The 26,685-nt window shown below is 69.5% G+C and carries 27 protein-coding genes and 1 pseudogene; 12 read left to right on the top strand and 16 right to left on the bottom strand.

The genetic code is table 11. From position 1 onward, the window contains the following. Window positions 1-8 precede the first annotated feature (8 nt). On the top strand, window positions 9-1,310 hold the full coding sequence (locus AWC07_RS16665; RefSeq protein ID WP_084293359.1) for a MinD/ParA family ATP-binding protein: 1,302 nt from the start codon (window positions 9-11) through the stop codon (window positions 1,308-1,310). 16 nt (window positions 1,311-1,326) lie between these two features. On the opposite strand, the gene AWC07_RS27025 is transcribed toward AWC07_RS16665, so the two are convergent. Continuing rightward, window positions 1,327-1,473, bottom strand: a complete 147-nt coding sequence (locus AWC07_RS27025) for a hypothetical protein (RefSeq protein ID WP_089025030.1) — start codon at window positions 1,471-1,473, stop codon at window positions 1,327-1,329. A gap of 46 nt (window positions 1,474-1,519) precedes the next feature. Between AWC07_RS27025 and AWC07_RS16660 the strand changes: the two genes are divergently transcribed. Beyond that, window positions 1,520-1,879 (top strand): DUF4229 domain-containing protein, encoded by a 360-nt coding sequence (locus tag AWC07_RS16660; RefSeq protein WP_036410235.1) that lies wholly within the window; start codon window positions 1,520-1,522, stop codon window positions 1,877-1,879. 20 nt (window positions 1,880-1,899) lie between these two features. Here the strand turns inward: AWC07_RS16660 and AWC07_RS16655 are convergent, their stop codons facing one another. Together AWC07_RS16655 and AWC07_RS16650 are read right to left on the bottom strand one after the other, a co-directional pair. Further along, complete coding sequence (locus AWC07_RS16655) at window positions 1,900-2,910, bottom strand: beta-ketoacyl-ACP synthase III (protein WP_085105150.1); 1,011 nt, start codon at window positions 2,908-2,910, stop codon at window positions 1,900-1,902. Window positions 2,911-3,025: 115 nt separating this feature from the next. Further along, window positions 3,026-3,898 carry a 1,4-dihydroxy-2-naphthoate polyprenyltransferase gene (locus AWC07_RS16650; protein WP_036420125.1) on the bottom strand — a complete coding sequence of 291 codons (873 nt, stop codon included), beginning with the start codon at window positions 3,896-3,898 and terminating at the stop codon, window positions 3,026-3,028. 65 nt (window positions 3,899-3,963) lie between these two features. Between AWC07_RS16650 and AWC07_RS16645 the strand changes: the two genes are divergently transcribed. After that, window positions 3,964-4,740 carry an S-methyl-5'-thioadenosine phosphorylase gene (locus AWC07_RS16645; RefSeq protein ID WP_036420101.1) on the top strand — a complete coding sequence of 259 codons (777 nt, stop codon included), beginning with the start codon at window positions 3,964-3,966 and terminating at the stop codon, window positions 4,738-4,740. After that, window positions 4,737-5,777, top strand: a complete 1,041-nt coding sequence (locus AWC07_RS16640) for an NAD-dependent epimerase/dehydratase family protein (RefSeq protein WP_036420103.1) — start codon at window positions 4,737-4,739, stop codon at window positions 5,775-5,777. The genes AWC07_RS16645 and AWC07_RS16640 overlap by 4 nt, the downstream gene beginning before the upstream one ends. Before the next feature lie 3 nt (window positions 5,778-5,780). Here AWC07_RS16640 and AWC07_RS16635 read toward each other — a convergent pair whose 3' ends face one another. After that, complete coding sequence (locus tag AWC07_RS16635) at window positions 5,781-7,370, bottom strand: DUF7937 domain-containing protein (RefSeq protein WP_139829743.1); 1,590 nt, start codon at window positions 7,368-7,370, stop codon at window positions 5,781-5,783. A 313-nt stretch (window positions 7,371-7,683) separates the two neighbouring features. Here AWC07_RS16635 and AWC07_RS16630 point away from each other — a divergent pair, with 313 nt between their 5' ends. The 3 genes from AWC07_RS16630 to AWC07_RS16620 are packed head-to-tail and all read left to right on the top strand — an operon-like array spanning window position 7,684 to window position 10,922. After that, window positions 7,684-9,573, top strand: coding sequence for a DUF7159 family protein (locus tag AWC07_RS16630; RefSeq protein WP_085105149.1), 1,890 nt, complete (start codon window positions 7,684-7,686; stop codon window positions 9,571-9,573). Between the two features lie 33 nt (window positions 9,574-9,606). Further along, window positions 9,607-10,263 carry a glycosyltransferase family 2 protein gene (locus AWC07_RS16625; protein ID WP_036420106.1) on the top strand — a complete coding sequence of 219 codons (657 nt, stop codon included), beginning with the start codon at window positions 9,607-9,609 and terminating at the stop codon, window positions 10,261-10,263. Beyond that, window positions 10,260-10,922, top strand: coding sequence for a TIGR04282 family arsenosugar biosynthesis glycosyltransferase (locus tag AWC07_RS16620; RefSeq protein WP_036420107.1), 663 nt, complete (start codon window positions 10,260-10,262; stop codon window positions 10,920-10,922). Before AWC07_RS16625 ends, AWC07_RS16620 begins: the two co-directional genes overlap by 4 nt. 81 nt (window positions 10,923-11,003) lie before the next feature. On the opposite strand, the gene AWC07_RS16615 is transcribed toward AWC07_RS16620, so the two are convergent. The 12 genes and pseudogenes from AWC07_RS16615 to fadD8 all read right to left on the bottom strand — a co-directional run bounded on the left by AWC07_RS16615 (window position 11,004) and on the right by fadD8 (window position 20,997). Continuing rightward, window positions 11,004-12,251: an APC family permease gene (locus AWC07_RS16615; RefSeq protein ID WP_036420109.1), complete on the bottom strand. Its 1,248-nt coding sequence runs from the start codon at window positions 12,249-12,251 to the stop codon at window positions 11,004-11,006. A gap of 8 nt (window positions 12,252-12,259) precedes the next feature. Continuing rightward, a complete protein-coding gene (locus AWC07_RS16610) occupies window positions 12,260-13,612 on the bottom strand; it encodes a hypothetical protein (RefSeq protein ID WP_036420110.1) in 1,353 nt (450 codons plus the stop codon). Window positions 13,613-13,623: 11 nt separating this feature from the next. Then, window positions 13,624-14,739 (bottom strand): o-succinylbenzoate--CoA ligase, encoded by a 1,116-nt coding sequence (gene menE, locus AWC07_RS16605; protein WP_208622438.1) that lies wholly within the window; start codon window positions 14,737-14,739, stop codon window positions 13,624-13,626. Between the two features lie 44 nt (window positions 14,740-14,783). After that, window positions 14,784-15,080 (bottom strand): DUF3349 domain-containing protein, encoded by a 297-nt coding sequence (locus AWC07_RS16600; RefSeq protein ID WP_036420113.1) that lies wholly within the window; start codon window positions 15,078-15,080, stop codon window positions 14,784-14,786. Between the two features lie 58 nt (window positions 15,081-15,138). Further along, the gene (locus tag AWC07_RS16595; protein WP_036420114.1) at window positions 15,139-15,432 is read right to left on the bottom strand and encodes a hypothetical protein; all 294 of its coding nucleotides are present in this window, start codon (window positions 15,430-15,432) and stop codon (window positions 15,139-15,141) included. Between the two features lie 10 nt (window positions 15,433-15,442). Beyond that, window positions 15,443-16,673: pseudogene (locus AWC07_RS16590) on the bottom strand (inorganic phosphate transporter); the annotation flags it as partial. Between the two features lie 98 nt (window positions 16,674-16,771). Further along, the gene (locus AWC07_RS16585; RefSeq protein ID WP_036420117.1) at window positions 16,772-17,179 is read right to left on the bottom strand and encodes a VOC family protein; all 408 of its coding nucleotides are present in this window, start codon (window positions 17,177-17,179) and stop codon (window positions 16,772-16,774) included. Window positions 17,180-17,203: 24 nt separating this feature from the next. Continuing rightward, window positions 17,204-17,371 carry a hypothetical protein gene (locus tag AWC07_RS27015; RefSeq protein WP_167380090.1) on the bottom strand — a complete coding sequence of 56 codons (168 nt, stop codon included), beginning with the start codon at window positions 17,369-17,371 and terminating at the stop codon, window positions 17,204-17,206. Further along, window positions 17,349-18,236, bottom strand: coding sequence for an SDR family oxidoreductase (locus AWC07_RS16580; RefSeq protein WP_036420118.1), 888 nt, complete (start codon window positions 18,234-18,236; stop codon window positions 17,349-17,351). The genes AWC07_RS27015 and AWC07_RS16580 overlap by 23 nt, the downstream gene beginning before the upstream one ends. 34 nt (window positions 18,237-18,270) lie before the next feature. Continuing rightward, entirely contained in the window at window positions 18,271-19,173 is a 903-nt protein-coding gene (locus AWC07_RS16575; RefSeq protein WP_036420120.1) for a 1,4-dihydroxy-2-naphthoyl-CoA synthase, read from the bottom strand. After that, window positions 19,170-19,307, bottom strand: a complete 138-nt coding sequence (locus AWC07_RS27675; RefSeq protein ID WP_167380092.1) for a hypothetical protein — start codon at window positions 19,305-19,307, stop codon at window positions 19,170-19,172. Before AWC07_RS27675 ends, AWC07_RS16575 begins: the two co-directional genes overlap by 4 nt. Before the next feature lie 88 nt (window positions 19,308-19,395). After that, window positions 19,396-20,997, bottom strand: a complete 1,602-nt coding sequence (fadD8, locus tag AWC07_RS16570; protein WP_036420121.1) for a fatty-acid--CoA ligase FadD8 — start codon at window positions 20,995-20,997, stop codon at window positions 19,396-19,398. Window positions 20,998-21,074: 77 nt separating this feature from the next. Between fadD8 and AWC07_RS16565 the strand changes: the two genes are divergently transcribed. The 5 genes from AWC07_RS16565 to AWC07_RS16545 are packed head-to-tail and all read left to right on the top strand — an operon-like array spanning window position 21,075 to window position 26,624. After that, on the top strand, window positions 21,075-22,679 hold the full coding sequence (locus AWC07_RS16565; protein ID WP_036419619.1) for an amidohydrolase: 1,605 nt from the start codon (window positions 21,075-21,077) through the stop codon (window positions 22,677-22,679). Then, window positions 22,676-23,632, top strand: a complete 957-nt coding sequence (locus AWC07_RS16560; protein WP_036419618.1) for an o-succinylbenzoate synthase — start codon at window positions 22,676-22,678, stop codon at window positions 23,630-23,632. The genes AWC07_RS16565 and AWC07_RS16560 overlap by 4 nt, the downstream gene beginning before the upstream one ends. Window positions 23,633-23,642: 10 nt before the next feature. Next, a complete protein-coding gene (locus AWC07_RS16555; protein ID WP_036419617.1) occupies window positions 23,643-24,440 on the top strand; it encodes an alpha/beta fold hydrolase in 798 nt (265 codons plus the stop codon). A 25-nt stretch (window positions 24,441-24,465) separates the two neighbouring features. Next, window positions 24,466-26,115, top strand: a complete 1,650-nt coding sequence (gene menD, locus AWC07_RS16550; RefSeq protein WP_036419616.1) for a 2-succinyl-5-enolpyruvyl-6-hydroxy-3-cyclohexene-1-carboxylic-acid synthase — start codon at window positions 24,466-24,468, stop codon at window positions 26,113-26,115. Then, on the top strand, window positions 26,112-26,624 hold the full coding sequence (locus tag AWC07_RS16545) for a DUF3592 domain-containing protein (protein ID WP_036419614.1): 513 nt from the start codon (window positions 26,112-26,114) through the stop codon (window positions 26,622-26,624). The genes menD and AWC07_RS16545 overlap by 4 nt, the downstream gene beginning before the upstream one ends. Window positions 26,625-26,685 lie beyond the last annotated feature (61 nt).

Below are 26,685 nucleotides of genomic sequence, written 5' to 3'. Positions count from 1 at the left end.
ACGTACACGTGTCTGACCATCCGACGGAGGGCGTGGGGGCGCCACTGGGACAGGAACGCCAAGACCCGGATCGCCCGACGACACAGTCGCCGGCCGGCGAGACGGGCGGCGAATCCAGCGAGGCGCCGACCCGGGCCTTCGCCGGATTCCGCACCGGGCGACGCTTCTCCGAATCGGAGACACACGCCGTGCCCCCGCCGCCGACCCGCGCCGAGCCGCGCGCGTGGGCGGCGGGGGCCGCAACCCCTACGCCGGCCAAGGGCTTGGCGCCGATCCCTGATGCGCAGGCCTACGGATATTTGGGTGGCCAGCCGGCCGACTCGCCGGTGGAGACTGCGCAGCGGCCGGCGGGCCCGCCGTCGTCACGGTATCCGGAACTGTCCACCAGTACGCTGTTGCGGCAGGTCAAACCGCCGCCGTCGGAGGGTTGGCGCCGCTGGCTCTACATGGCGTCCGGCAAGCTGATCAACCTGGGGGAAAGCCCACGGGTCAACCGGTACAACGACCTGGTGGTCGCGGTCAACCGCCCGTTGCGCGGATGCTATCGGATCGCGCTGCTGTCACTGAAGGGCGGCGTCGGCAAGACCACCATCACCGCCAGCCTGGGCGGCACCTTCGCCTCGATCCGCGGTGACCGGGTGGTGGCGGTCGACGCCAACCCGGACCGCGGAACGTTGAGCCAGAAGGTGCCGGTGGAGACCTCGGCCACGGTGCGCCATCTGCTGCGCGACGCCGACGGCATCGAGCGCTACAGCGATGTCCGCAGCTACACCTCGGTGGGCCCCAGCAGGCTGGAAGTGCTGGCGTCGGAAACCGATCCGGCGGTGTCGGAGGCGTTCAGCGCCGACGATTATGCTCGCACCCTCGAGATCCTCGAGCGGTTCTATGGCCTGGTGCTCACCGACTGCGGCACCGGGTTGCTGCATTCGGCGATGTCGGCGGTGTTGGCCAAGGCCGACGTGCTGATCGTGGTCAGCTCGGCATCCATCGATGGCGCCCGCAGCGCCTCGGCAACGCTGGACTGGCTGGATGCACACGGGTACGACGAGCTGGTACGCGGATCGATAGCGGTGATCAACGCTGTGCGGCCGCGGTCCGGCAAGGTCGACATGCAGAAGGTGGTCGATCACTTCGCGCGGCGGTGCCGCGCCGTGCGGCTGGTGCCGTTCGACCCGCATCTCGAAGAGGGCGCCGAGATCCGCTTCGAGCGGTTGAAGCGGGAGACTCGCGAGGCGCTGATGGAGTTGGCTGCCGTTGTCGCCGACGGGTTTCCCAGCGATCAGCGGCGAACCAACCCGGCGTTCATCTAGGTGGGCCTGGCGCCGGTCAGCCTTGTCCCAACCGGCGCAAGAACTCTGGGTCGTCGTCGGGTCCGATAACGCGAGTCTTGGGCCGGCTTGTCTGCGACCGGGCCGCACGCCAGCCGATGTAGATCAGCGTCCCCAATACCAGGACGACGAGCAGGTAAAGCACTCGACACCTCCTGTGAGCGAATATACCCGCGCCGTAGGCTCAGGCTGTGTCAGCAGCGCCTAACGGCAACAGCGCCGGGAAAACCACCGAGCACCGCGGCGTCGTCGACGTGGCGCTCTACGCTACGGCCCGGTTGCTGCTCGCGGTCGTGGTCACCGCGGCGATCTACGGGGTGGCGCGGCTGGCCGGGATCGCCGAATTCCCGGTTGTCGTCGCCGCGCTGTTCGGGCTGACCATTGCGATGCCGTTGGGTATGTGGGTGTTCACTCCGCTGCGCCGGCGGGCCACCGCCGCCCTGGCGGTTGCGGGGGAGCGCAGGCGCGCCGAACGCGAACGGCTGCGGGCCCGGCTGCGGGGCGAGAATCCCGACGATCCGAACTCCGGCGAGCGTGCCGGCGAAAGCTGAAATCCCGCTTATCCCTATGACTATGGCGCCTTAGGCATTCGGACCACTTGCGCGGCATAGCTGAGGCCGGCGCCGTAACCGATCAGCAACGCCAGGTCGCCCGGCTTGGCGGTCCCGGTCGCCAGCAGTTCGGCCATCGCCAGCGGAATGGACGCCGCCGAGGTGTTCCCGGTGTGCTCGATGTCGTTGGCCACCACCGCATCCGGCCGCAGTTGCAGGGTCTTGGCGAGCAGTTCGTTGATCCGGCTATTGGCTTGATGCGGGATGAACACATCGATCTCGTCGGGTTTCACCCCAGCCGCGTCCAGCGCCCGCTGACCGACTTTGCCCATCTCGAATGCGGCCCACCGAAAGACGGCGGTACCTTCCAAGCGCAGGAACGGGCGTGGTCCGGTTGGGTTCTCCGCGTGGGTGATCCAGTCGATGTCCTGCCGTATCGCCGTGGCCTGTTCGCCGTCACTGCCCCAGACGGTCGGTCCGATGCCTTGCGTCGGCGTCTGCCCGACCACCACCGCGGCGGCGCCGTCGGCGAAGATGAAGCAGTTGCTCCGGTCCTGCATGTCAACCGTGGGTGACAGTTTCTCGGTGCCGATCACCAGCACCGTCCCGGCGCTGCCGCCCCGGATCATGTCGGCCGCGACACCCACCGCGTATCCGAATCCGGCGCATCCGGCTGAGATGTCGAATGCTGGAACGTCGTGGGCGCCCAACGCCGCGGCGACGATCGGGGCACACGCCGGGGTCTGCAGAAAGTGGGTGCTGGTGGCGACGATCACGCCGTCGATGTCGCTGCCCTCGAGGCCGGCGCCGGCGATCGCTTGCCGACTGGCCTCGATCGCCATCGAAGCGGCGGATTCCTCGGCGGCGGCGAACCGGCGGGTCTTGATACCGGTTCGGGTGTAGATCCATTCATCGGATGAGTCGATGTTCTGGCATATCTCGTCGTTGGTGACCACCCGTGCGGGGCGGTACGCCCCGACGCTGAGCAACCCGACGCTCGTGGTCCCGCTGGCTGTGGCGATCTCCGTCATACCCGTCCTCGGTAGCTGTTATCCACATGTCGAGTGTGCGCCCGGGGCCACCCCGCGCCAATAGCGCCCGTCCTGAATGCCCAGCCTGAATGCCCGGCTTGCCGGGCGCGCACGCTCACGCGGCCACCGCCAACGCCACGGCCACCGCAACCGCCCACACCAGCATCGCCAGCCCGGTGTCACGCAGCACCGGGATCAGCTCGGGCCCGCGGCGGCCGGATCGCACCGGCGCGGCCGCACGCAGGGCCAGCGGCGTGGCCACCAGGCCCCCGGCACACCACGGCGTCGCGATCGTCAACAGCAGCGTCAGCGCCCCCGCCGTGACCAGCAGCCCCTGGTAGAGGACTCGGGTGCGGGCATCGCCCAGCCGCACCGCCAGGGTCATCTTGTTCGACACCGTGTCGGTCGGGATGTCGCGCAGGTTGTTGGCCACCAGCACCGACGACGACAGCGCTCCCGTCGCCACAGCCAGCACCAGCCCCACCCAGTCGACCCGCAAGGCCTGGGTGTACTGGGTGCCGAGCACCGCGATCAGGCCGAAGAACACGAACACCGCGACCTCGCCGAAACCGGAGTAGCCGTAGGGTTTCGCCCCGCCGGTGTACAGCCACGCCCCGGCGATGCAGGCGGCGCCGACCGCGATCAGCCACGGCTGGCTCACCAGCGCCAGCACCAACCCGGCCAGCGCGGCGAGCGTCAGGCTCACCATCGCCGCGGTCAGCACCGAACGGGGCGCCGCCAACCGTGAGCCGACCAGCCGCACCGGGCCGGCCCGCTGGTCGTCGGTGCCGCGGATGCCGTCGGAATAGTCGTTGGCGTAGTTGACGCCGACGGTCAGCGCGACCGCGACGACCAGCGCCAGCAGCGCTTTCCACCACACGGCCGCGTGCAGCCAGGCCGCGGCGCCGGTGCCCGCGACGACGGGCGCCACCGCGTTCGGCAGGGTGCGCGGGCGAGCGCCGGCGATCCACTGCGTGAAACTGGCCACGAAGGCATCCTGCCGGTGCCCCGCACCCGCGATCAACTCGCAACGGCATAGACGACAATGAGCGGATGCTCGGAGTGATCGGCGGCAGCGGCTTCTACACCTTCTTCGGTCCCGATGCGCGCACCGTCGAACCGGAAACCCCCTACGGTCGGCCCAGCGGCGCGATCACCATCGGTACCGTCGCAGGCCACGATGTCGCGTTCCTGCCCCGGCACGGCGTGCACCACCAGTACTCGGCGCACACCGTGCCCTACCGGGCCAACATGTGGGCGCTGCGTGCCCTCGGGGTGCGCCGGGTGTTCGCCCCGTGTGCGGTCGGCAGCCTGACTTCCCGGCTCGGGCCCGGCGCGGTGGTGGTGCCCGACCAGTTGGTCGATCGCACCCGCGGCCGGGCCGACACCTACTTCGACTCCGGCGGGGTGCATGCCACCTTCGCCGATCCGTACTGTCCGACGCTGCGCGCCGCGGTCACCGGGTTACCCGATGTGGTCGACGGCGGCACGCTGGTGGTGATCCAGGGCCCGCGGTTTTCCACTCGAGCGGAAAGCCAGTGGTTTGCCGCCGCGGGGTTCGACCTGGTCAACATGACCGGATATCCGGAGGCAATCCTCGCTCGTGAGCTCGAATTATGCTATGCGGCAATCGCTTTGGTGACCGATGTCGACGCGGGTGTCGATGTCGGGGAGGGCGTGACAGCGGCCGACGTGTTCGCCAGCTTCGGAGAGAACATCGAGACGCTCAAGGCGCTGGTGCGGGCGGCGATCGGCCGGGTCGCCGCGGAGCGCACCTGTACCCGGTGCCTGGTGCATGCCGGTGTCGCGTTGCCGTTCGAGTTGCCGTGAAGGTGCTGCTGACCGGTGCGGCCGGTTTCATCGGATCCCGGGTGGCCGTCGCGCTGAGCGCGGCCGGCCATGAGGTGGTTGGCGTCGACGCCTTGCTGCCGGCCGCGCACGGGCCCGATCCGGTGTTACCGCCGGGGTGTCACCGGGTCGACGTCCGTGATGCGCAGGCCTTGGCCCCGCTGTTGGCCGGGGTGGACCTGGTGTGTCACCAGGCGGCGATGGTGGGTGCCGGGGTAGACGCCGCCGACGCGCCCGAATACGGCGCCCACAACGACCTGGCCACCACGGTGCTGCTGGCCCAGATGTTCGCCGCCGGGGTGCGCCGCCTGGTGCTGGCGTCGTCGATGGTGGTCTACGGGCAGGGCTGCTACCACTGCGGCCGGCACGGATTGGTCGACCCGCTGCCGCGGCGGCGGGCCGATCTGGACGCCGGCGTCTTCGAACACCGCTGCCCGGAATGCGGGGAGCCGGTCAGGTGGTGCCTGGTGGACGAAGCCGCCGCGGTGCGGCCGCGCAGCCTGTACGCGGCCAGCAAGGCGGCGCAGGAGCACTACGCGCTGGCGTGGTCGGAGTCGACGGGCGGCTCGGTGGTGGCGCTGCGCTACCACAACGTCTACGGTCCGGGCATGCCGCGCGACACCCCGTATTCCGGGGTGGCGGCGATATTCCGCTCGTCGCTGGAAAAGGGAGATCCGCCAAGGGTTTTCGAAGACGGCGGTCAGATGCGTGACTTCGTCCACGTCGACGACGTCGCCGCGGCCAACCTGGCCGCCGCGGATCTGACTGCGGCCGACCGCGGCGGCTTCACCGCCGTCAACGTCTGTTCGGGGCGGCCGATCTCGATCCTGGAGGTGGCCACCGCGCTGTGCGAGGCCCGGGGCGATTCGATGTCTCCGGTGATCACCGGGCAGTACCGCAGCGGCGATGTGCGCCACATCGTCGCCGACCCCACCCGGGCCGCCGAGGTTTTGGGCTTCCGTGCGGCCGTCGCACCGGGCGACGGGCTGCGTGAGTTCGCGTTCGCGCCCCTTCGCTGACCGTTACCGCGAGTCGCCTGGCGGACGGTAGATCTTCGGGCGCACCGGCCCGGTCGTCTCGGCTGACCGGAAGATCCGGGGGGACGGCCCCGGCCCGGACAGCACGGTGGTGGGTGCGTCATGGCCCGCCTCCGGTGTCCGGAACTGGGCCGTCTCCGCCTCCGACGGCAGCGCGGGCCGCCCACCCGGTGGGGTGCGGCGCCGAGCGGACCGGGGGCGTCGCGGATGTGGCCGCATTCGCCGCGGCGGGCGCTGCCGCCGCGCGATCAGGACGGCGGCGAGAATGCCCAGGGCCAGGCCGCACAGCGTCACGTCGAAGACACTGCTGATCTGCTGGGCCAGGTTGTTGCCATAGACCGGGTTTGCCGGGGCGCCGGGGGGTGTCGCAAATCGTGGGGCCAGGACGATGCCGAGGATGACGCGAGAAACGCTGAGCGCGAACAGAAATCCGGACAGCGACGAGATCAGCCGGCCGGGCAGCGCATCGGTTGTCAGGTTGAGTCGAAGCCAGATCGCAAGCACCGCGGTGACCAGATCGAAGCCCGCCAGCGTCATGGTGTCATAGCGTGAATAAGGGTAATTCAGCATCACCGCCGTGGTGAGGTCGGTGAGCCTCATCACCACCGAACCCAGGCACCACGCGGCGATCAGCAGCAAGCCGTTTCGGGCCGCCGCGCGCCAGACGGCCTTGGCTATCGGCTGGCCGCCCGGGGATCGCACCAAGGTCAGCGGCGCGAAGATGGCGGCGCCGGCCGCCCACGCCAGAAACCCCTCGTATCCGACTCCGGCCGTCGAGGTGTTCTGCGCGATGCCGTGGAATGCGTCGATTTCGCGGCCGGCCGGCAAGATCCACACGATGACTCCGGCGACCAGCGCCGAGGCTCCCAGCGCAATCGTGGACAGCCGGTAGTCTTCGGTGCCCTTCAGCATCCACCGGGATGCAACCAGTACCGCGACGAGCGCGACAATGCCGTAGACCACCGCCGTGTCGATCACCACGATGTTCTGCTTGCCGAAACCGGAGGCGGCGCCCGCGGGATGCAACGCATACCGCACCCGCCAGACAAGGTTGAAACCGGCGCTGAGGGCGGCGCCGAACATCGACGCATAGCCGACGATTCGGGCGGCCAGCAACCAGTTGCGGTGCTTGTCGTCGTCGGCGACCGCGCCGGTGATCGACGGTTGCGCGCTGAGCACCGCGCCGGCGGTTCCCAGCCAGGCGCCTGGCCCGACACCGCCGGGCACGTTGACGGTGCCACCGAACCGGATTGTTTGGAACGCGTCGTAGACGACGAACGCCAACACCAGCAGCAGATACGGGATGTTGAGGCCCAGACGCAACCGGCCTGCCCGGCCGGGATCGGGTTTACCCAGATACGGCACGACGGCCGCCGTCAACGACAGCAGCGTCACCAGCAGCAGGACCGCGAACAAAATTCTGCTGCTGCCCGGAATTCGGAAGCCGAAATACAGATTCCATGGGAAGAACAGCGCACTGACCACCAGCACACCGGCGCCCAGGTCCCGGGTGATGTTCCACCTTCGTATCGAGTCCCGGGCCTGTCCGGGCGGGGCCGGCGGCCGCGCACCCATGATCGGGCCGGTAGGCGTGTCGTCGCTGCTCAGGCTCACGATGCCTCCCTGGGATCGAGATCGGTTGCGGCTACCTCGGGGTCGGCGCGGCGGCGAGGGGACCCCCTGCCGGGCACTCGGCGTTGTTGGATTGCGAACATATCCTCCATTCGGACGACGCGGCAGGTGGCGGGGTTTCGGGTGTGACCCAGCCCTTCGGGAATCCAGTTACGCTGCGTTTGTCGCCTGAAAAGATGAATACTGCCGACCGTATCGCAGTCTAATGATGCCGGACATTGCTGGCCGTGGGGTCGCCAGCCGAAGGAGACCGTAAATGGACGTCGTGTTGGGGGTCGCGGTCGCGGGTCCGGTCGCGCGGTTGGCGCTTGTCGGGGCGGGCTCCGGGGGCGCCGCCGTGATCGACCAATCCTCGGTCGATGTGGCCGAAGAGCCGATCTCGGTGTTGACCGAGACGGTGGCCGGCACGGACCGGTTGCTGGCCGACGAGGGCCACCGGCTGGTCGCCACCCGGCTGTGCTGGCCGGATCACGGCAAGGCCGACGAACTGCGGCAGGCCTTGGTCGATTCCGGTGTCCACGACGTGGAGGTGTTATCGGAGTCCGAGGCTGCCACGGCGCTGTTGGGCGCGCAGGGCTCGGACTCGGCTGTGTTGCTGGTCGGCGACCAGACGGCGAGCTTGTCGGTCGCGGGTGCCGGCGACGCGCCGCCGACCCTGCTGGCTGCCGCGCCGGTGGAGGGTGATGCCACGGCTACATTCGACACGCTGATGGCCCGGCTTGACGAGCAGTCAGGTGCTCCCGGTGAGGTTTTGCTGGTGGGTGGTTCTACCGAGCAGACCTCGGTGCTGGCCGACCAGATCCGGGCCGCCTCGACGATGCGGGTGCAGGTTGCCGACGATCCGACGTTCGCCCTGGCCCGCGGCGCGGCGTTGGTTGCCGGGGCGGCAGCGGGCGCGTCGGGTTCGACGATGGCTCAGCCGGCCGTGGCCGCGGACGCGACGACTTTTCTGCCGCCGGCCGCGGCGGTGCCGGCGGGTGAGGCAGCAGACGCCCAGCTGGCGTACTCGGAGGCGGGCGGCTTTGACGACTATGCGGACGACTATGCGGACGACTATGGCGAGTACGGCGACTATGGCGCGTACGGCGACTATGGCGACGACGATGTGGCCGCCGCGGGCCGTCCGCGGCTCAACTCCCGGTCGTTGCTGATCAGCAATGCCGTGGTGGCATTCATGATCATCGGATTCGCCTCGCTGGCGGTGGCGGTGGCGGTCGCCGTCCGGCCGACCGCGGCGTCGCAGCCGGTCCAGGGTTACCAGAACGCGCAGCCGGGCAAGTTCATGCCGCTGTTGCCGACGGAACAACAGGCACCGGTCCCACCGCCACCTGCCGACAACCCCACCGCAGGCTTCCAGGGCGGTACCGTCCCGGCCGTCCAGGGTGTGGTTCCTCGGCAGCAGACGCCGCCCGCGACAGGCGTGGAGCCGGTTGCACCTGCCCCGGCGCCTCCCGGTGTCGTGCCCGCACCCATCCCGATCCCGGTTCCGGTCATCATTCCGCCCTGGCCGGGTTGGTCGCCCGGAGTGACGACGCCGCCGACGACCCTGCCCACAACGCCGCCCACCACGCCGCCCACGACGCCGCCCACAACGCCGCCCACAACGCCGCCGACGACCCCGCCCACCACGCCGCCGACGACCCCACCCACCACGCCGGTGACCACGCCACCGACGACGCCGGTGACCACGCCGCCCACGACGATGGCCCCAGTGACCACGACGGTGGCTCCGACGACCGTTCCTCCGACCACGGTCGCTCCGACCACCGTCGCTCCCCAGCCGACGCAAGTACCAACCCAACAGGTACCAACCCAGCAGCAGACTGTGGCCCCGCAGGCGCCGCAGACGGTGGCCCCGGCTCCGCAGACGGTGGCCCCGGCTCCGCAGCCGCCACTCGGGGGTGGCGGTAGCAGCGGCAGCGGTGGCAGCGGAGGCAGCGGCAGCGGCGGGGGTAGCAGCGGCGGGGGTAGCAGCGGTAGCGGCGGCGGCGGAGGCAGCGGCAGCGGTGGCAGCGGTGGCAGCGGCAGCGGTGGCAGCGGCAGCGGCGGCGGCGGCGGTGGCAGCGGCGGCAGCGGTGGCAGCGGCAGCAGCGGCAGCAGCGGAGGCAGCAGCGGCGGTAGCGGTAGCGGCGGCTCCGGGCACTGATCCCGGGCGCGGCATCGCCTAAGGTCGGAGGGCATGCCCGGCGATGCGGTGACGGTGGTGCTGCCCTGTCTCAACGAGGAAGAGTCGCTACCGGCGGTGCTGGCCGCCATCCCGGCCGGTTATCGGGCGCTGGTGGTGGACAACAACAGCACCGACAACACCGCGGCGGTGGCGACCCGCCACGGTGCACGGGTGGTCGGTGAGCCGCGGCCAGGTTATGGCGCTGCGGTGCACGCGGGCGTGGAAGCCGCGACAACCCCGATCGTGGCGGTGATCGACGCCGACGGCTCGATGGATGCCGGTGAGTTGCCCCGGCTGGTGGCCGAACTCGAGCGGGGCGCCGACCTGGTAACCGGTCGGCGCCGTCCGGTTCGCGGATTGCACTGGCCATGGGTGGCGCGGCTGGGCACGGTGGTAATGAGCTGGCGGCTGCGCACCCGTCACGGCTTGCCGGTACACGACATCGCGCCCATGCGGGTGGCCAGGCGGGAGGCGCTGCTGGAACTGGGCGTGGCCGATCGACGGTCGGGGTATCCGCTGGAACTGTTGGTCCGAGCCGCGGCGGCCGGCTGGCGGGTGGTCGAACTCGACGTCAGCTACGGTCCCCGGACCGGCGGCAAGTCCAAGGTCAGTGGTTCGTTACGCGGCAGCATCATCGCGATTCTGGACTTCTGGAAGGTGATCTCGTGAGCGTGCTGCCGGTCACGGTGCTGGTGGTCGCCAAGGCCCCGGAGCCCGGATTCGCCAAGACGCGGCTGGCCGCGACGGTTGGTGACCGGATTGCGGCGGAGATTGCCGCCGCCGCGTTGCTGGACACGCTGGATGCGGTGGCCGCGGCGCAGGTGGCCGCGCGGGTGGTGGCGCTCACCGGCAACCTTGATAACGCCGCGGCGGCTATCGACATCCGGCAGCGGCTAGAGGCCTTCACGGTCATCGCGCAGCGTGGCGACGGCTTTGCCGACCGGCTGGCAAACGCACACGCCGATGCCGCGGACGGGTACCCCGTGCTGCAAATCGGGATGGACACCCCGCAGGTGAGCCCCGGACTGCTGGGCGAGTGCGCACGACGGTTGCTCGAGACGCCGGCGGTGCTCGGATTGGCACTCGACGGCGGTTGGTGGGTGCTCGGAGTCCGCAGCCCTGCTGCGGCGGAGTGCCTGCGCGGCGTCCCGATGTCGCAGCCTGATACCGGTGAACTCACCCTGAAGGCGTTGCGCGACAACGGTATTGAGGCGACAACCGTGCCGGCGCTGGCCGATCTCGACGTCATCGACGACCTCGCGGCGGTCCGCGACGCGTGCGCACCGGACAGCCGCTTCGCCCGGGTCACCCGCGCGGCCGGCCTGTGAGGCTGTCCCCGGGAGGCAGGCGGCACTACCAGGGTGGCGCGCTCGGGCCTTAACTACCCGGCATTGCCGGCTAGCCCACTGTCAGCGGGTTAGGCGGCGCAGTACCACCCAGCGTCCGGCGACCCCGACGGCAAACATGCCCAGTCCCGCGGCGACCGATTCCCAGGGCAGGGTGACCACCAGGACCAGACAGCCGATCAGCCCGCAGACGCTCAGCGCCCGCAGCCGGCCGCGGCCCGCCAGGGTATAGGCGGCGGCGTTGGCGATCGCGTAGTAGATCAACACGCCGAAGGACGAGAAACCGATCGCGCCGCGCAGATCCACGGTGGCCACCAATACGCAGACCGCGACGGCCAGCGCGATCTCGGCGTGATGCGGCACCTGATAACGCGGATGGACCGCGGCCAGCCAGCCGGGCAGATCCCGATGACGGGCCATCGCCAGCGTGGTGCGCCCCACCCCGGCGATCAGCGCCAGCAGCGCACCGAGGGAGGCCAGCGCGCCGCCGACGGCCACCACCGGCACCAACGACGTGGCACCGGCGGCGCGCAGCGCCTCGGCCAGCGGCGCCGCGGCTCTGGCCAGCCGGGCCGGGCCGGCGGCCGACAGCACCGCCACCCCGACCACCAGATAGGTCGCCACCGTGATCGTCAGCGCCAGGGTGATCGCCTTGGGGATGGCATGGGCCGGGTCACGGACCTCTTCCCCCATCGTGGCGATGCGCGCATAACCGGCGAACGCGAAGAACAGCAGTCCCGCCGCCTGCAGCACCCCGTAGGGGGTGACGACGGACCAGGCGTCGGTCAGATGGGCGGACCCGGGCCGGGCCGCGGCAATGCCGATCACCACCACGGCGAGCGCAATAAAGGTGCACGCCACCAATATTCGGGCCAGCATCGCCGTCTTGGTGATGTCGTGATAGTTCAGCGCGGCCAGCACCGCCACGGCGGCGACCGCTACGGCTCGCTGCGCCCACCCCGGCCCGGTGACGGTGTAGGAGGCGACGGTCAACGCCATCGCCGCACACGAGGCGGTCTTGCCGATCACGAATCCCCAGCCGGCCAGGAAGCCCCACCACGGTCCCAGGCGTTCGCGCCCGTAGATGTAGGTGCCGCCGGAAACCGGATACCGCGCGGCCAGCCGGGCCGAGGCGATCGCGTTGCAGTAGGCCACCGCCGCGGCGAGCCCCAGCCCGATCAGCAGCCCCACGCCGGCAGCCCGGGCGGCCGGGCCAAACGCGGCGAACACCCCGGCGCCGATCATCGATCCCAGCCCGATCACCACCGCATCGGTGGTGCCGAGCCGACGCGCCAGTGCCGACTCTTCCATGTATCCGCCTACCAGTTGGTGAAGATGATGCTGTTCAGCAGCAGGGCACCGGCGGCGTTGACCGCCAGCCACAGCCGGTCGGACCGCGCCGGCAGCAGCGCCGGCGCCGCGGTCAGCCAGATGGTGAACGGCAGCCAGATCCGTTCCGTCTCCGCCTTGCTTAGCGTGCTCAGGTCCGCGCAGACGATGGCGGCCAGCACCCCCAGCAGCAACAGATGAAACCCGGAGCGGCGAGCGATGGCGTCGCGGTCGAACACCCGGCTGATGCCGGCGACGCTGCCCAGCCCGATGGCGCACACCACACAAGCCAGGTTGGCCCAAGACCAGTACTGGAACGGGCGGTCCTTCGCGATACCCTGCCAATACCGTTGCTGCACAAGGGTATAGCCGTCGAACCAGCAGAACCCGGCGACGGCGAAGGCCACCGCCACCGCCGCCGCGGCCAAGATGGCCGGCCCCAAGGCCCGCAGCGCGGCCCGCCAGCTCTTCGCGGATACCAGTACCGCCAATGCCGGAAGCCCCATCAGCAGCAGGCCGTAGCTGAGAAAGACGCCCCAGCCCAGCAGCAGGCCCGCCCCGGCGGCCACCAGCCCGGGAAACCGCGTCCCACCGTGCACCGCAACCGCGAGCAGCGCGATACCCCACGCCACGACGCCGGCGAAATATCCGTCGGCCGACACCGCAACCCAGATCGCCGTCGGCGCCAGGGCGACAAAAGGGGCGGCGCGCCGCGCGTTGTGCTCGCCGGCTAAAGCGCGGACGGCGATCACCACCGCCGCGGCGGCGCTGGAACCGACCAGCAGGCACAGCAGCCCGGCCCAGGCCCCGCCATGCAGGCCGAGCCGATCCAGCCACACAAACGTCAGCAGCGCGCCCGGCGGATGCCCGGAGACATGGGTGGTCCAGGAATTCGGCTGGAAGTCGACGATCCGGCCGGCGAACGTCCGGACCGTCGCCGGGATGTCTTTAACGCCCGGCACCTCAAACAAATATTCGTCCTTGGTGGTCAATCGGCCGGCGAAGCCTTGCCGCCAACCGTCGATCATCGCCAGCGAAAACGCCCAGGCGCAGCTGGTGACCCAGCTGCCGGGGATCAGCACCCGCCACGAAAGTTGTTGCGCCACAGCCGGGCCCCACGCCACGACGGCCAGCGCAATGACGATCGCGGCCCAGGTGCCCCAGCTGGCGTGGATGTCCCAGTAGCCGAAGATCGGCGCGGCGCCGGCCCGCGAGGCGAAGCGTTCCAGGCCGATATCGCGGCGCGGTTTGACACCGAGGTTCATCCGCGGCAGCACGAAGGCGGCTGCCACCAGGACGACCCCGACCGCGACGGCTGACGTTTCCCGGCGGGCAATTCTCACGATCGCTCAGCCTATTGACCGCCGGCGACTTGATCGCCGGCGACGCGGCGCACCAACGCCGCCCGGTCGACCTTGCCGATGCCGCGTCGCGGTAGCTCGTCGACGATGTGCAGCTCGCGAGGCGCGGCGGTGACATCGAGCGTGCGCGCGACCTGCGCGCGCAATGCCTCCAGCGTCGGCGCGGCGCAACCAGCGCGGACCACGATCGCGGCCACCACGCGCTGGCCCAACCGGTCATCGGCCACCCCGAAAACCGCACAGTCAGCCACCGCCGGATGGCCGCCCAGTGCCATCTCCACCGGCCCCGGCAGCACGGTCAGTCCGCCCGTGCTGATCGCATCATCGACCCGCCCCAGGACCCGCAGTACACCCGAATCCTCCACCGCGCCAAGGTCATCGGTGTGGAACCAGCCCGGTTCGGCGAACGGGTCGGGATCGACCGGGTTGCGATAGCCCTTCGCCAGCATCGGGCCGCCCAGCGCGATGCGGCCATCGGCCAGGATCCTCACCCGGACCCCGTCGAGCGGCACGCCGTCGTACACGCAGCCGCCCGCGGTCTCACTCATGCCGTAGGTGCGTACCACCCTGATGCCGGCCGCCGCTGCGGCTTCCACGACTCGCCGCGGCGCTGGTCCGCCGCCGATCAGCACGGCGTCCAGTTCGGCCAGCGCCGCGGCGGCGGCCGGGTCGGTGAGCGCCTTGGCCAGCTGGGCGGCCACCAGCGACGTGTATCGTCGCCCCGGGGCCAATCGCCTTACCGCGCCGGGCAATTGGGTGACGTCGAAGCCTGCGGAGACATCCAGCTCGACGGGCGTGCAACCGGCCAGCACACTGCGAACCAGCACCTGCAGCCCGGCGATGTGGTACGGCGGCACGGCCAGCAGCCAGCTGCCCGGGCCGCCGAGACGGCGGTGGGTAGCCGATGCGCTGGCGGTCAGAGCGATAGCCGTCAGCAACGCACCCTTGGGTGCACCGGTGGTTCCCGACGTCGTCACCACCAGGGCCACGTCGTCGTCGATCTCCTCGCCCACTCGTAAAGCCGCCGAGAGAGACTCATCCGGCGCCGGCGTCACGACCAGCGCCGGGTCGCGGCCCTCGAGAGCCCGCTGCAGGGCGGGCAGCAGCAACGACACAGCGCAACCGGATGGGACGCTCAGCGCCCGCAGGACGGTTATGCGCGGTCCTCGCCGGCGTCATCGAGTGGCCAGCCGTTGGCGGCCAGCCGGGCACGCACCCGCTCGATGTCCTCCGGCGCGGGCAGGTCGTCGGTGAATTGGGTTATCACCACCCCGATTTCGATGTCGTCGAACTCGCCGCGCCGCATCAGCTCGTTGGCGACGGCCATGACTTCCTCGTTGGTCAGGCGGCGGCACAGCAAGGCAAGCACTGCGAAGGAGTCCGTCGGTGGAACTCCCTCGGGATAGCCCGCGCGCAGCCACGACACGATCGAGGTAAGAAATCGGTTCACGCTGTCACAACTTCCCGTCAGGCCTGCCGCAAAACTCTATGTCAGGACTAATCCGACGCTACGCGCGTTGGGCTCCGAGGATGTGCCAGCCGATGTGATGGGCGATGAAGTCGCGGGCGATATACAGCACCCCGATGACAACCACCGCCAGCACCAGCCCGAAGATCGCCCACCCGAGCGCGACTAGCACCTGCCGCCGCGACGGGGCGTGGCCCCCGGCCTGCCCGACGGTGCCCGCTCCGGCGGCGTGCAGCTGCACCCCGAGCGCGAACAGCGCCGGCAGCCCGGCGCCGAGCACCAAGCTGAATACCAGGATCTTCGCCGTGGCCTCGTAATTGAACCAGTGATTCATGACGCGTTACCGGCCCCGACCGGGTCGTCGGCACCGAACTCCGGTAGCTGGCCGTTCGATGTGACGGTGGTTTTCGCAGGTGGCGGAACCGCTTTGACTGCCCCGTCGAGCCCGGCCGTCAGGCCGCCTTCCCAATCGGCGTTGACGTTGGTGTGGTCCACCCGCGCCTTGCGCGACTGCAGCCAGATAGCGGTGGCGACTGCGCACAGCAGGCCGAAACCGATCAATGCGCCCGGGTATCCGCCGATGACGTGCACCAGCCAGTAGGTGGTCGCGCCGACCAGGCCGGCCAATGGAAGCGTGATCAGCCATGCGGCCGCCATCCGGCCGGCTACCCCCCAACGCACCTCGGCGCCGGGCTTGCCCACGCCGCTGCCCAGCACCGAGCCGGTCGCCACCTGGGTGGTCGACAACGCGTAGCCGAAGTGTGCGGACAATAGGATCACCGCGGCCGACGACGACTCGGCGGCCATGCCCTGCGGCGGCTTGATCTCCACCAGTCCCTTGCCCAGCGTCCGGATGATGCGCCAGCCACCCAGGTAGGTGCCCCCGGCCATCGCCAGCGCGCAGGACACGATGACCCACAGCGGCGGCATCGTGGCGGCCGTGCTGACCGCGCCGTAGGACATCAGGGCCAGAAAGATCACGCCCATCGTCTTCTGGGCATCGTTGGTGCCGTGCGCCAGCGAGACCAGTGACGCCGAGCCGATCTGACCGTGCCGGAAGCCGCTTTCGGTGCGCTTCTCGGGAAGGCCGCGGATGACCCGGTACACCAGCCAGGTGCCGATCGCCCCGACAAGCGTGGCCAGCACCGCGGCCACCACGGCCGGCACGATCACCTTGGACACCACACCGCTCCAGATGACGCCGTGACCGCCGACCGCGGCGATCGTGGCGCCGACGATGCCACCGATCAGCGCGTGCGAAGAACTCGATGGGATGCCGAGCAACCAGGTCAGTAGGTTCCACACGATTCCGCCGACCAGGCCGGCGAACACCAATTCCAGGGTCACCAGGTTCGCGTCGATCAGACCTTTGGCGATGGTGGCCGCGACAGCGGTGGACAAGAACGCTCCCACCAGGTTCAGCACCGCCGAGAGGATGACCGCTGTTTTGGGCGCCAATGCGCCGCTGGCGATTGAGGTGGCCATGGCGTTGCCGGTGTCGTGGAAACCGTTGGTGAAATCGAAGGCCAACGCCGTGATCACGACGATCACCAAAAGGAAGAAGTCGAGGCTCACGGCACCTGATTCTGGTCGTTGGGCTGATCCGCTGTCGAACAAATGAGTACCCGAAACGCCGGTGTACTGCGACTCGTCGCCAGATATTACTTAGCCCGTTAACCCGAAGTTTCGCCGCGTTCACCTCGGGTGTCTTTGCGCAGCGGGTGGCCTGGGGGGACCTCGACGAAAATCAACGTGATGCCGTCCGGGTCGGTCACGTGCATCTCATAGAGGCCCCACGGTTCGCGCCGCGGCTCCCGGGCGATCGGCACCCCCCGGCCGGCCAGCTCGGCCCGCGTCACGTCCAGGTCGCGCACCTGCAGCCACAGCGCCCCGGGAAACGGGCCGCGGGAGTGGTCGGGCTCGCCATAGCCGGCCAGCTCGAGCAGCGACTGGCCTGCGAAAAGCACCGTGCCCGAAGGGTATTCGCGAGCTATCGCCAGCCCTAGCTGGTCACGGTAGAAGCTCAGCGACTTCTGATAGTCGGCCGGCCGCAGCAGCATCCGGCTGGCCAGGATTTCCATGGTGTCGTGTCTATCACGTCGTCGTCAGTTGGGGCCGCATCGGCTCCGCAGGGTCGGCACGCCGGGGCCGGTGAGGTCGTCGCAGCCGGCCACCCGGCCCGTCATGGCGAGCAGCAGCGACAACAGCGGGCCCTCGACCTTGTCGCCCAGGCCGTGGCACACTCCCGGGTTAGTCGCCGTCGAGGTGGTCATTGCGTTGCTGCATGAGTGCATTGACCCAGCGGGGCCCGATCGTGTTGAGCGCCTTGGCCGCCAGGGCGATCCGCGGCGCGATCCGCACCGGCCGAGTGCGCGCGGCGGTCACCATCCACTCGGCCGCTTCCCGCGGCGTCAACGCAGGCATTCCCTCGTAGGCCTTGGTCGGAGCGATCATCGGGGTAGACACCAACGGGTAGTAGAGGGTCGTGGAATGCACCCCGTCGCGTCCCCACTCGGTTTCGATGGTTCGGCTCACTGCGGACAGCGCCGCCTTAGACGCGTTGTACACCGAGAACAGCGGCGCCGCTTCCGATAAGACGCCCCACGTCGCGACGTTGATGATGTGGCCGTCGCCGCGCTCGCGCATCCCCGGCGCCAGTCCGCGGATCAGCCGCAGCGGGGCGTAGTAGTTCAGCGCGATGGTCCGCTCGATGTCGTGCCAGCGTTGCAGCGATTCGTCCAGGGGTCGGCGGATGGACCGGCCGGCGTTGTTGATCAGGATGTCGACGCCCCCGATACGCCGTTGCACGTCAGCCACCAGGGCGTCGACGGCGTCCAGGTCCGAGATGTCACAGGGCATCGACATCGCCGCCCCGCCGGAGGTGGTGATCCGGTCGGCCACGGCGTCCAGCAAGTCCTTGCGGCGGGCGACGACGGCCACGGTGGCGCCGTGCCGGCCGAACAGCTCGGCGGCGGCCTCGCCGATGCCCGAGGATGCGCCGGTGATCAGGATCCGCTTGCCGTCGAGGTTGATCGGCTTGATCGCGGGCCGGTTGACCAGCAGCTGCGGCGACACCGGTGGCCGCATGGTGGCCAGCGAGATCTGTTCGGCCAACCGGCGCAGCGGACTCTTGCTCACAGGGGGGCAGTCTAGGTGGGTAGCCCGGCACCCTCTAGAAATACCGCGGGAACCGGCTCCAGTCCGGCGGGCGCTTCTGCAGGAACGCATCGCGGCCCTCGACGGCCTCGTCGGTCATGTACGCCAACCGGGTGGCCTCACCGGCGAACAGCTGCTGACCCACCAGACCGTCGTCGAGCAGATTGAACGCGAACTTCAGCATCCGTTGCGCCTGAGGCGATTTGGCGTTGATCTCCGCCGCCCATTGCAGACCGACCGTCTCCAGCTCGGCGTGGTCCACCACCTCGTTGACCGCGCCCATGCGGTGCATCTGCTCGGCGGTGTACGGCCGGCCCAGGAAGAAGATCTCCCGGGCGAATTTCTGGCCGACCTGACGGGCCAGATACGCGCTGCCGTAGCCGCCGTCGAAGCTGCCGACATCGGCGTCGGTCTGTTTGAAGCGGGCATGCTGGCGGCTGGCCAGGGTGAGGTCGCAGACCACGTGCAGGCTGTGCCCGCCGCCGGCGGCCCAGCCGTTGACCAGGCAAATGACCACCTTGGGCATGAAGCGGATCAGCCGTTGCACCTCGAGGATGTGCAACCGGCCGGCGCGGGCTGCATCAATGGTGTCCGCGGTCTCGCCGGAAGCGTACTGATAGCCGGACCGCCCGCGGATGCGTTGATCACCGCCGGAGCAAAACGCCCAGCCGCCGTCGTTTGGCGAGGGCCCGTTGCCGGTCAACAAGACCACACCGACGTCGGGCGACATCCGAGCGTGGTCGAGTGCGGTGTACAGCTCGTCGACGGTGTGCGGCCGGAAGGCGTTGCGCACCTCGGGACGGTTGAACGCCACCCGGACCGTGGCGTCGCTGACGTGGCGGTGATAGGTGATGTCGGTCAGGTCGTCGAACCCGTCGACTCGCCGCCACACCGTGGCGTCGAATGGGTTGTCGCTCAAATCTTTCGAACTCCGTTCGTCAACACGGCCGGGCCTTCCTCGCCGTAAGCCAGTCCCAGCCGCGACACGATCATCATGACCTTGTTGGTCGCCTTCAGCCACCACGGCGGGCGGACGCGGTCACCGTCAGTCATGGCTGCCACAGTAGTCACCGCCCCCGAGCGTGACGCCACAGTCACGCCCGGCCGCGAACGCGCCTGTAGCGTCACGCTCGGCGACGAATCAGCCGACGGCGCGGCCGGCGCCCTCCCAGAACCGGGCCCGCACCGCCTTCTTGTCCGGCTTGCCCAGCCCGGTCAACGGCAGCGAGTCGACAACCACCACCCGCTTGGGCGACTGCACCGAGCCCTTGCGCTCCTTGACCGCGGTCTGGATCTCGGCGGTCATCGCCTCGATCGCGGCGTCGTCGCGGGGCGCGTCGGCGCGCAGCACCACCACCGCGGTCACGGCCTCGCCCCACTTGTCATCCGGCGTCCCGACCACGCACACCTGGGCAACGAAGGCATGCTCGGCGACCACGTCTTCCACCTCGCGGGGGAACACGTTGAAGCCGCCGGTGACGATCATGTCCTTGACCCGGTCGACGATGTAGTAGAAGCCGTCCTCGTCCTCGCGGGCCAGGTCGCCGGTGTGCAGCCAGCCGTCTCGAAATGTCTCGGCCGTCGCCTCCGGCAAATTCCAGTAGCCGCCGGCCAAAAGCGGTCCGCTGACACAGATCTCGCCCGGCTCGCCCTGCGGCACCGGCTGGCCGTCCTCGTCCAGCAGCGCCACCCGCGCGAACAGCGTCGGGCGGCCGCACGAGGTCAGCCGCTTCTCGTCGTGGTCGCCCTTGGCCAGGTAGGTGATCACCATCGGTGCCTCGGATTGGCCGTAGTACTGGGCGAAGATCGGGCCGAACCGCGCGATCGCCTCGGCCAGCCGCACCGGGTTGATCGCCGAGGCGCCGTAATAGACGGTCTGCAGCGACGACAGGTCACGGCTGTGCGAATCCGGGTGATCCAGCAGCGCGTACAGCATCGACGGCACCAGCATGGTAGCCGTAATACGCTGCTCCTCAATGACTTTCAATACCTCGGCCGGGTCGAACTTGCCGAGCACATACATCGAGCCGCCCTTGATCACCGTCGGCGTGAAAAATGCTGCGCCGGCGTGTGATAACGGCGTGCACATCAAAAACCGGGGGTTTTCCGGCCATTCCCACTCGGCCAGCTGGATCGACGTCATCGTGGAAATCGACTGCGCGGTACCCATCACGCCCTTGGGCTTTCCGGTGGTGCCCCCGGTGTAGGTCAGCCCGATGACCTGGTCCGGTGGCAGCTCGGCGGGAACCAACGGCTGCGGCTGGTATTTGGCGGCCTGGGCCGACAGATCAACGGCCACATCCGCCAAGGCTTCCGGCACCGGCCCGATGGTCAGAATCTGCCGCAGCGAATCCACCCGCTCCAGCAGGCCCAGCGCCCGCTCGACGAACATCGGGTTGGGGTCGATGATCAGCGAGCTGATCCCGGCGTCGGACAGCACGTAGGCGTGATCGTCCAGCGACCCCAGCGGGTGCAGCGCGGTGCGCCGGTAGCCACGGGTCTGGCCGGCGCCGATGATCATCAGCACTTCCGGACGGTTGAGCGACAGCAGGCCGACCGCGACACCCGTACCGGCGCCCAGCGCCTCGAAGGCCTGGATGTACTGGCTGATCCGGTCGGCCAGCTGGCCACCGGTCAGCGTGGTCTCGCCCAGGAACAGCACCGGCTTGTTCGTGTGGCGTTTCAGCGCGCCCACCAGCAGATGGCCGTTATGGACCGGCTTACGCAACAACTGGTCGCTCATGTGGCAAGACTAGAACGTGTTGCAATTCGGGGTGACCGCACCCTCGCGGGCCGAACCTATCAGTAGGATCGCCGCTCATGGCCCATGCAGATCTCGTCATCATCGGAACCGTGCTCACCGTCGACGAGACGCGGCCCACCGCCGAATCGCTCGCCGTCACCGACGGCCGGATCGTCGCCGTCGGAAACCGGTCCGACGTCAACGGGCTCATCGGCCCCGACACTCGAACCCTCGACCTGGGCTCGGGTTGTGTCATGCCGGGTTTCGTTGAGGCACATGGCCATCCGCTGATGGAAGCGGTCGCGCTGTCGGACCGGTTCGTCGACATCCGTCCGGTCACCATCGGCAGGGCCGACGCCGTCGTCGACGCGATCCGCGGCGAGGTCGCCCGACGGGGAGCCGAGGGCGCCTACTTCAACGGTTGGGACCCGCTGCTGCAGTCGGGTCTGCCTGAGCCCACCCTGGCCTGGCTCGATGACACGGCACCCGAGGGGCCGTTGGTGATCATCCACAACTCCGGCCACAAGGCCTACTTCAACTCGCATGCGGCCCGCGTCAACGGGCTGACCCGCGACACCCCGGATCCCAAGGGTTCCAGCTACGGCCGCGACGCCGACGGGGAACTCGACGGCACCGCCGTAGAGATCGGGGCGGTGTTCTCGCTGCTGGGCGATGCGATCAAACCCAGTGACTACCCGGCGATGCTGCGGGCCGAATGTGCCCGGCTCAACCGTGCCGGGCTGACGATGTGCTCGGAGATGGCCTTCGATCCGGCCTACGGGCCGCTGGTCGAGCAGGTCCGCGACGACCTGACCGTCCGGTTGCGTACTTACGAGATGTCCAATGCGCGGATGTCCACCGACGCCGCACCCGGCCAGGGCGACGACATCGTGCGTCAGGTGGGAATCAAGATCTGGGTGGACGGCTCCCCGTATATCGGCAACATCGACCTGTCCTTTCCTTACCTGGACACGGCCGCCACCCGGACCATCGGGGTGGCGCCCGGCTCGTGCGGCTGCGCCAACTACACCCGCGAACAGCTCACCGAGATCGTCGGCGCCTACTTCCCCAACGGCTGGCAGATGGCCTGCCACGTGCAGGGTGACGCCGGCGTCGACACCATCCTCGATGTCTACGAAGACGTGCTGCGCCGGCACCCGCGCGACGATCACCGGCTGCGGCTCGAGCACGTCGGGGCCATCCGGCCCGACCAGCTGCAGCGGGCGGCCGCCCTCGGCGTCACCTGCAGCATCTTCGTCGACCAGATCCACTACTGGGGTGACGTCGTCGTCGACGGGCTGTTCGGGGCGGAACGCGGATCCCGCTGGATGCCGGCCGGGTCCGCGGTGGCCACCGGCATGCGGATCTCGTTGCACAACGACCCACCGGTGACCCCCGAAGAACCGCTGCGCAACATCAGCGTGGCCGCCACCCGGGTGGCGCCCAGTGGCCGGGTGCTGGGCCCCGAGGAGCGGTTGACCGTCGAGCAGGCGATCCGCGCGCAGACCATCGATCCCGCTTGGCAGATGTTCGCCGACGATGTCGTGGGCTCGCTGGAGGTCGGCAAATACGCGGACATGGTGGTGCTGTCGGCGGATCCGCGGACGGTTCCGCCCGAGGAGATCGCCGACCTCGAGGTGCGGGCGACCTTTCTGGCAGGCCGGCAGGTCTATCGGCAGTGACGCCTGCGCTGGCGGACTTGCTTGACCGCCTGTATGTGGTGGCGCTGCCGATGCGGGTGCGCTTCCGCGGCATCACCACCCGGGAAGTGGCGTTGATCGACGGGCCGGCCGGGTGGGGCGAATTCGGACCGTTCCTGGAATATCAGCCCCGGGAAGCCGCCGCCTGGCTGGCCGCAGCCGTCGAGGCCGCCTACCGCGAGCCGCCGGCGCTGCGACGCGACCGCATCCCGATCAACGCCACCGTGCCGGCCGTCGGCGCCGCCGAGGTGCCGCAGGTGCTGGCCCGGTTCCCCGGCGCCCGCACCGCCAAGGTGAAGGTCGCCGAGCCCGGGCAGCGCCTGGCCGACGACGTCGCGCGGGTCAACGCGGTGCGACAACTGGTCCCGACGGTGCGGGTGGACGCCAACGGCGGCTGGAGCGTCACCGAGGCCGCCGAGGCGGCTGCCGCGCTGACGGCCGACGGGCCGCTGGAATACCTCGAACAGCCCTGCGCCACCGTCGCCGAGCTCGCTGAATTGCGCCGCCGGATCGACGTGCCGATCGCCGCTGACGAATCCATCCGCAAGGCCGACGACCCCCTGGCCGTCGCCGCCGCCGGGGCCGCCGACATCGCGGTGCTCAAAGTCGCTCCGCTGGGCGGGGTTTCGGCCGTGCTGCACATCGCCGCGCAGCTCGACATCCCGGTGGTGATCTCCAGCGCGCTGGATTCGGCCGTCGGCATCAGCCACGGCCTCACCGCCGCCGCGGCGCTACCTGAACTTCAGCACGCCTGCGGGCTGGGCACCGGGGGGCTGTTCGTCGAGGACGTCACCGAGATCCCGGCGTCCGCCGACGGTTGTCTGGCGGTCGGGCCCGTCACGCCCGACCCGGCGCGGCTGCACGCCCTGGCCGCGTCGCTTGACCGGCGGCAATGGTGGATCGATCGGATCAGGGCCTGTTACCCGCTGCTGTAGCGTCGTTCGGGTGATCAACCTGGCTTACGACGACAAAGGGACCGGTGAGCCGGTCCTTTTCGTCGCCGGTCGCGGCGGTGCCGGACGGACCTGGCACCCACATCAAGTCCCGGCGTTCCTGGCCGCCGGATATCGCTGCGTCACCTTCGACAACCGCGGGATCGGCGCCACCGAAAACGCCGAAGGCTTCACCACGCAGACCATGGTCAACGACACCGCGGCGCTGATCGAATCCCTGGACATAGCCCCGGTGCGCATCGTCGGGGTGTCCATGGGCGCTTACATCGCCCAGGAGCTGATGGTGGTGCGGCCCGAACTGGTCAGCGCCGCGGTATTGATGGCCACCCGCGGCCGGCTGGACCGCGCCCGGCAATTCTTCCGCACCGCCGAGGCCGAGCTGTATGACTCCGGCACCCAGTTACCGCCGGCCTACGATGCGAGAGCTCGCCTGCTGGAAAGCTTTTCGCGCAAGACGCTCAACGACGACACCGCCGTGGCCGATTGGATCGCAATGTTCTCCATGTGGCCGGTCAAGCAGACACCGGGACTTCGCTGTCAATTGGACTGCTCGCCGCAGACCAACCGGCTGCCCGCCTACCGCAATATCGCCGCCCCGGTGCTGGTGATCGGTTTCGCCGACGACATCGTGACCCCGCCGCATCTGGGACGGGAGGTTGCCGATGCCCTGCCCAACGGCCGCTACCTGCAGATACCCGACGCCGGACACCTCGGCTTCTTCGAGCGGCCGGAGGCCGTCAACGCCGCGGTGCTGAGGTTCTTCGCCACCGTCAAGGCCGCAACGCCTTGACGGCCGGTTGTGACACCCTGTACTGGTGAACCCCTCGACGACACAGGCCCGCGTCGTCGTTGACGAGCTGATTCGCGGCGGCGTCCGCGACGTGGTGCTGTGTCCAGGCTCCCGAAACGCGCCGCTAGCGTTCGCGCTGCAGGACGCCGACCGGTCCGGCCGGATCCGGCTGCACGTGCGCATCGACGAACGCACCGCCGGTTATCTGGCGATCGGGCTGGCGGTCGCGGCGGGCGCGCCGGTGTGTGTGGCGATGACGTCGGGCACCGCCGTCGCCAACCTGGGCCCGGCCGTGGTGGAGGCCAACTACGCCCGGGTGCCGCTGATCGTCCTCTCGGCCAACCGGCCCTACGAACTGCTGGGCACCGGCGCCAACCAGACCATGGAGCAGTTGGGCTACTTCGGCACCCAGGTCCGCGCCACCATCAGCCTGGGTCTGGCCGAGGATGCGCCGGAGCGCCTGCCCGCCCTCAACGCGACGTGGCGGTCGGCGACGTGCCGAGTGTTGGTGGCCGCCAAGGGTTCTCGTAGCGCCAACGCGGGACCGGTGCATTTCGACATCCCGCTGCGCGAACCCCTGGTGCCCGATCCGGAACACCTGAACGTCGCTACCCCACCGGGCCGTCTCGACGGCAGACCCTGGACCCACACGCCGCCCGTGACCTTCGATCAGCCGCTGGACATCGACGTGTCGGCAGATACCGTCGTCATCGCCGGGCACGGTGCCGGGGTGCACCCCAACCTGGTGGAGTTGCCCACCGTCGCCGAGCCGACCGCGCCGTATGCGCCCAACCCGTTGCATCCGCTCACCCTGCCGCTGCTGCGTCCCCAGCAGGTGATCATGCTGGGCCGCCCGACGCTGCACCGGCCGGTGTCAGCTCTGCTGGCCAACCCGGAAGTTCCGGTCTACGCGCTGACGACCGGGCCGCGCTGGCCGGACGTCTCGGGCAACTCGCAGGCCACCGGCACGCGGGCGGTCGTCACCGGCGCCCCCAGCCCGAAGTGGCTGCGCCGCTGCGCGGACCTGAATCGCCACGCGCTCGCCGCGGTGCGCGAGCAGCTGGCGGCTCACCCGCTGACCACGGGTCTGCACGTCGCCGCCGCGGTGGCCGACACATTGCGGCCCGGTGACCAGCTGGTTCTCGGAGCGTCCAACCCGGTGCGCGACGCGGCCCTGGTCGGGCTGAACACCGAGGGCATTCTGGTCCGGTCCAACCGCGGCGTCGCCGGCATCGACGGCACCGTCTCCACGGCCATCGGGGCGGCTCTGGCATTCGAGCGGGCTCACGAGACCGCACACCAGGGACGCACCATCGCCCTGATCGGGGACCTGACGTTCGTCCATGACAGCTCCGGGCTGCTGATCGGCCCCACCGAACCCACACCGCAGCGGCTGACGATCGTGGTGTCCAACGACAACGGCGGCGGCATCTTCGAACTGCTCGAGCCGGGTGACCCGAGGTTCTCCGACGTGTCGTCACGGATCTTCGGCACCCCCCACGACGTCGACGTGGGCGCGCTGTGTCGCGCCTACCACGTGGAGAGCCGGCAGATCGAGGCCGAGCAGCTGCCGGCCGCGTTGGACGAACCCAACCCCGGACTGCGGGTGCTCGAGGTCAAGGCGGACCGGTCGTCGCTGCGGCAACTGCACGCCGCCATCAAGGCGGCGTTGTGATCTCGCCAAAAAAGTCGCTGCGCATCCTGATTCACGGAACCAGCGAAGAACTGGCGGATACCTGGCGGCGTCGGGTGGTGCGGTGGGTCCGCATCACCGTGCTGATCGTCGCCGCCTTGGTCACGCTGCAGTCGGTGCTGTTGGTGGCCGGCGCCTGGCGTAACGACCTGGCCATCCAACGCAACATGGGGGTCGCGCAGGCCGAGGTGCTCAGCGCCGGGCCGCGCCGGTCCACCATCGAGTTCGTCACACCCGAGCGGGTGACCTATCGGCCCGAACTCGGCGTGCTGTATCCGTCCGAGCTGGCCACCGGCATGCGGATCTACGTCGAATACAACAAGAAGGATCCCAATCTGGTCCGGGTACAGCACCGCAACGCCGGGCTGGCGATCATCCCCGCCGGATCCATCGCGGTCGTGGCCTGGCTGGCCGCCACGGTCGCGCTGATCGGTCTGGCCCTGCTCGATCGGCGGCTGGACAAGCACCTGAGCAGCCCACCCTGCGGCTAGTTTTCGCGCCGCGTATGCCGGTCGGAAACCTTGCCGACAATATCGCCTGACACCGTGGCCG

Source organism: Mycobacterium gastri (assembly GCF_002102175.1).
Lineage (GTDB): Bacteria > Actinomycetota > Actinomycetes > Mycobacteriales > Mycobacteriaceae > Mycobacterium > Mycobacterium gastri.
Note: the sequence above shows the minus strand (reverse complement) of the source record. Positions and strands in the feature narration are given on the sequence as shown.

Coding starts and splice junctions, on each gene's coding strand:
- AWC07_RS16655 (WP_085105150.1), bottom strand. CDS start 2,910: ATGACGGAGATCGCCACAGCCAGCGGGACCACGAGCGTCGGGTTGCTC.
- AWC07_RS16645 (WP_036420101.1), top strand. CDS start 3,964: ATGCTCGGAGTGATCGGCGGCAGCGGCTTCTACACCTTCTTCGGTCCC.
- AWC07_RS16635 (WP_139829743.1), bottom strand. CDS start 7,370: ATGGGTGCGCGGCCGCCGGCCCCGCCCGGACAGGCCCGGGACTCGATA.
- AWC07_RS16630 (WP_085105149.1), top strand. CDS start 7,684: ATGGACGTCGTGTTGGGGGTCGCGGTCGCGGGTCCGGTCGCGCGGTTG.
- AWC07_RS16625 (WP_036420106.1), top strand. CDS start 9,607: ATGCCCGGCGATGCGGTGACGGTGGTGCTGCCCTGTCTCAACGAGGAA.
- AWC07_RS16615 (WP_036420109.1), bottom strand. CDS start 12,251: ATGGAAGAGTCGGCACTGGCGCGTCGGCTCGGCACCACCGATGCGGTG.
- AWC07_RS16595 (WP_036420114.1), bottom strand. CDS start 15,432: ATGAATCACTGGTTCAATTACGAGGCCACGGCGAAGATCCTGGTATTC.
- AWC07_RS16585 (WP_036420117.1), bottom strand. CDS start 17,179: ATGGAAATCCTGGCCAGCCGGATGCTGCTGCGGCCGGCCGACTATCAG.
- AWC07_RS27015 (WP_167380090.1), bottom strand. CDS start 17,371: ATGACCACCTCGACGGCGACTAACCCGGGAGTGTGCCACGGCCTGGGC.
- AWC07_RS27675 (WP_167380092.1), bottom strand. CDS start 19,307: ATGACTGACGGTGACCGCGTCCGCCCGCCGTGGTGGCTGAAGGCGACC.
- fadD8 (WP_036420121.1), bottom strand. CDS start 20,997: ATGAGCGACCAGTTGTTGCGTAAGCCGGTCCATAACGGCCATCTGCTG.
- AWC07_RS16565 (WP_036419619.1), top strand. CDS start 21,075: ATGGCCCATGCAGATCTCGTCATCATCGGAACCGTGCTCACCGTCGAC.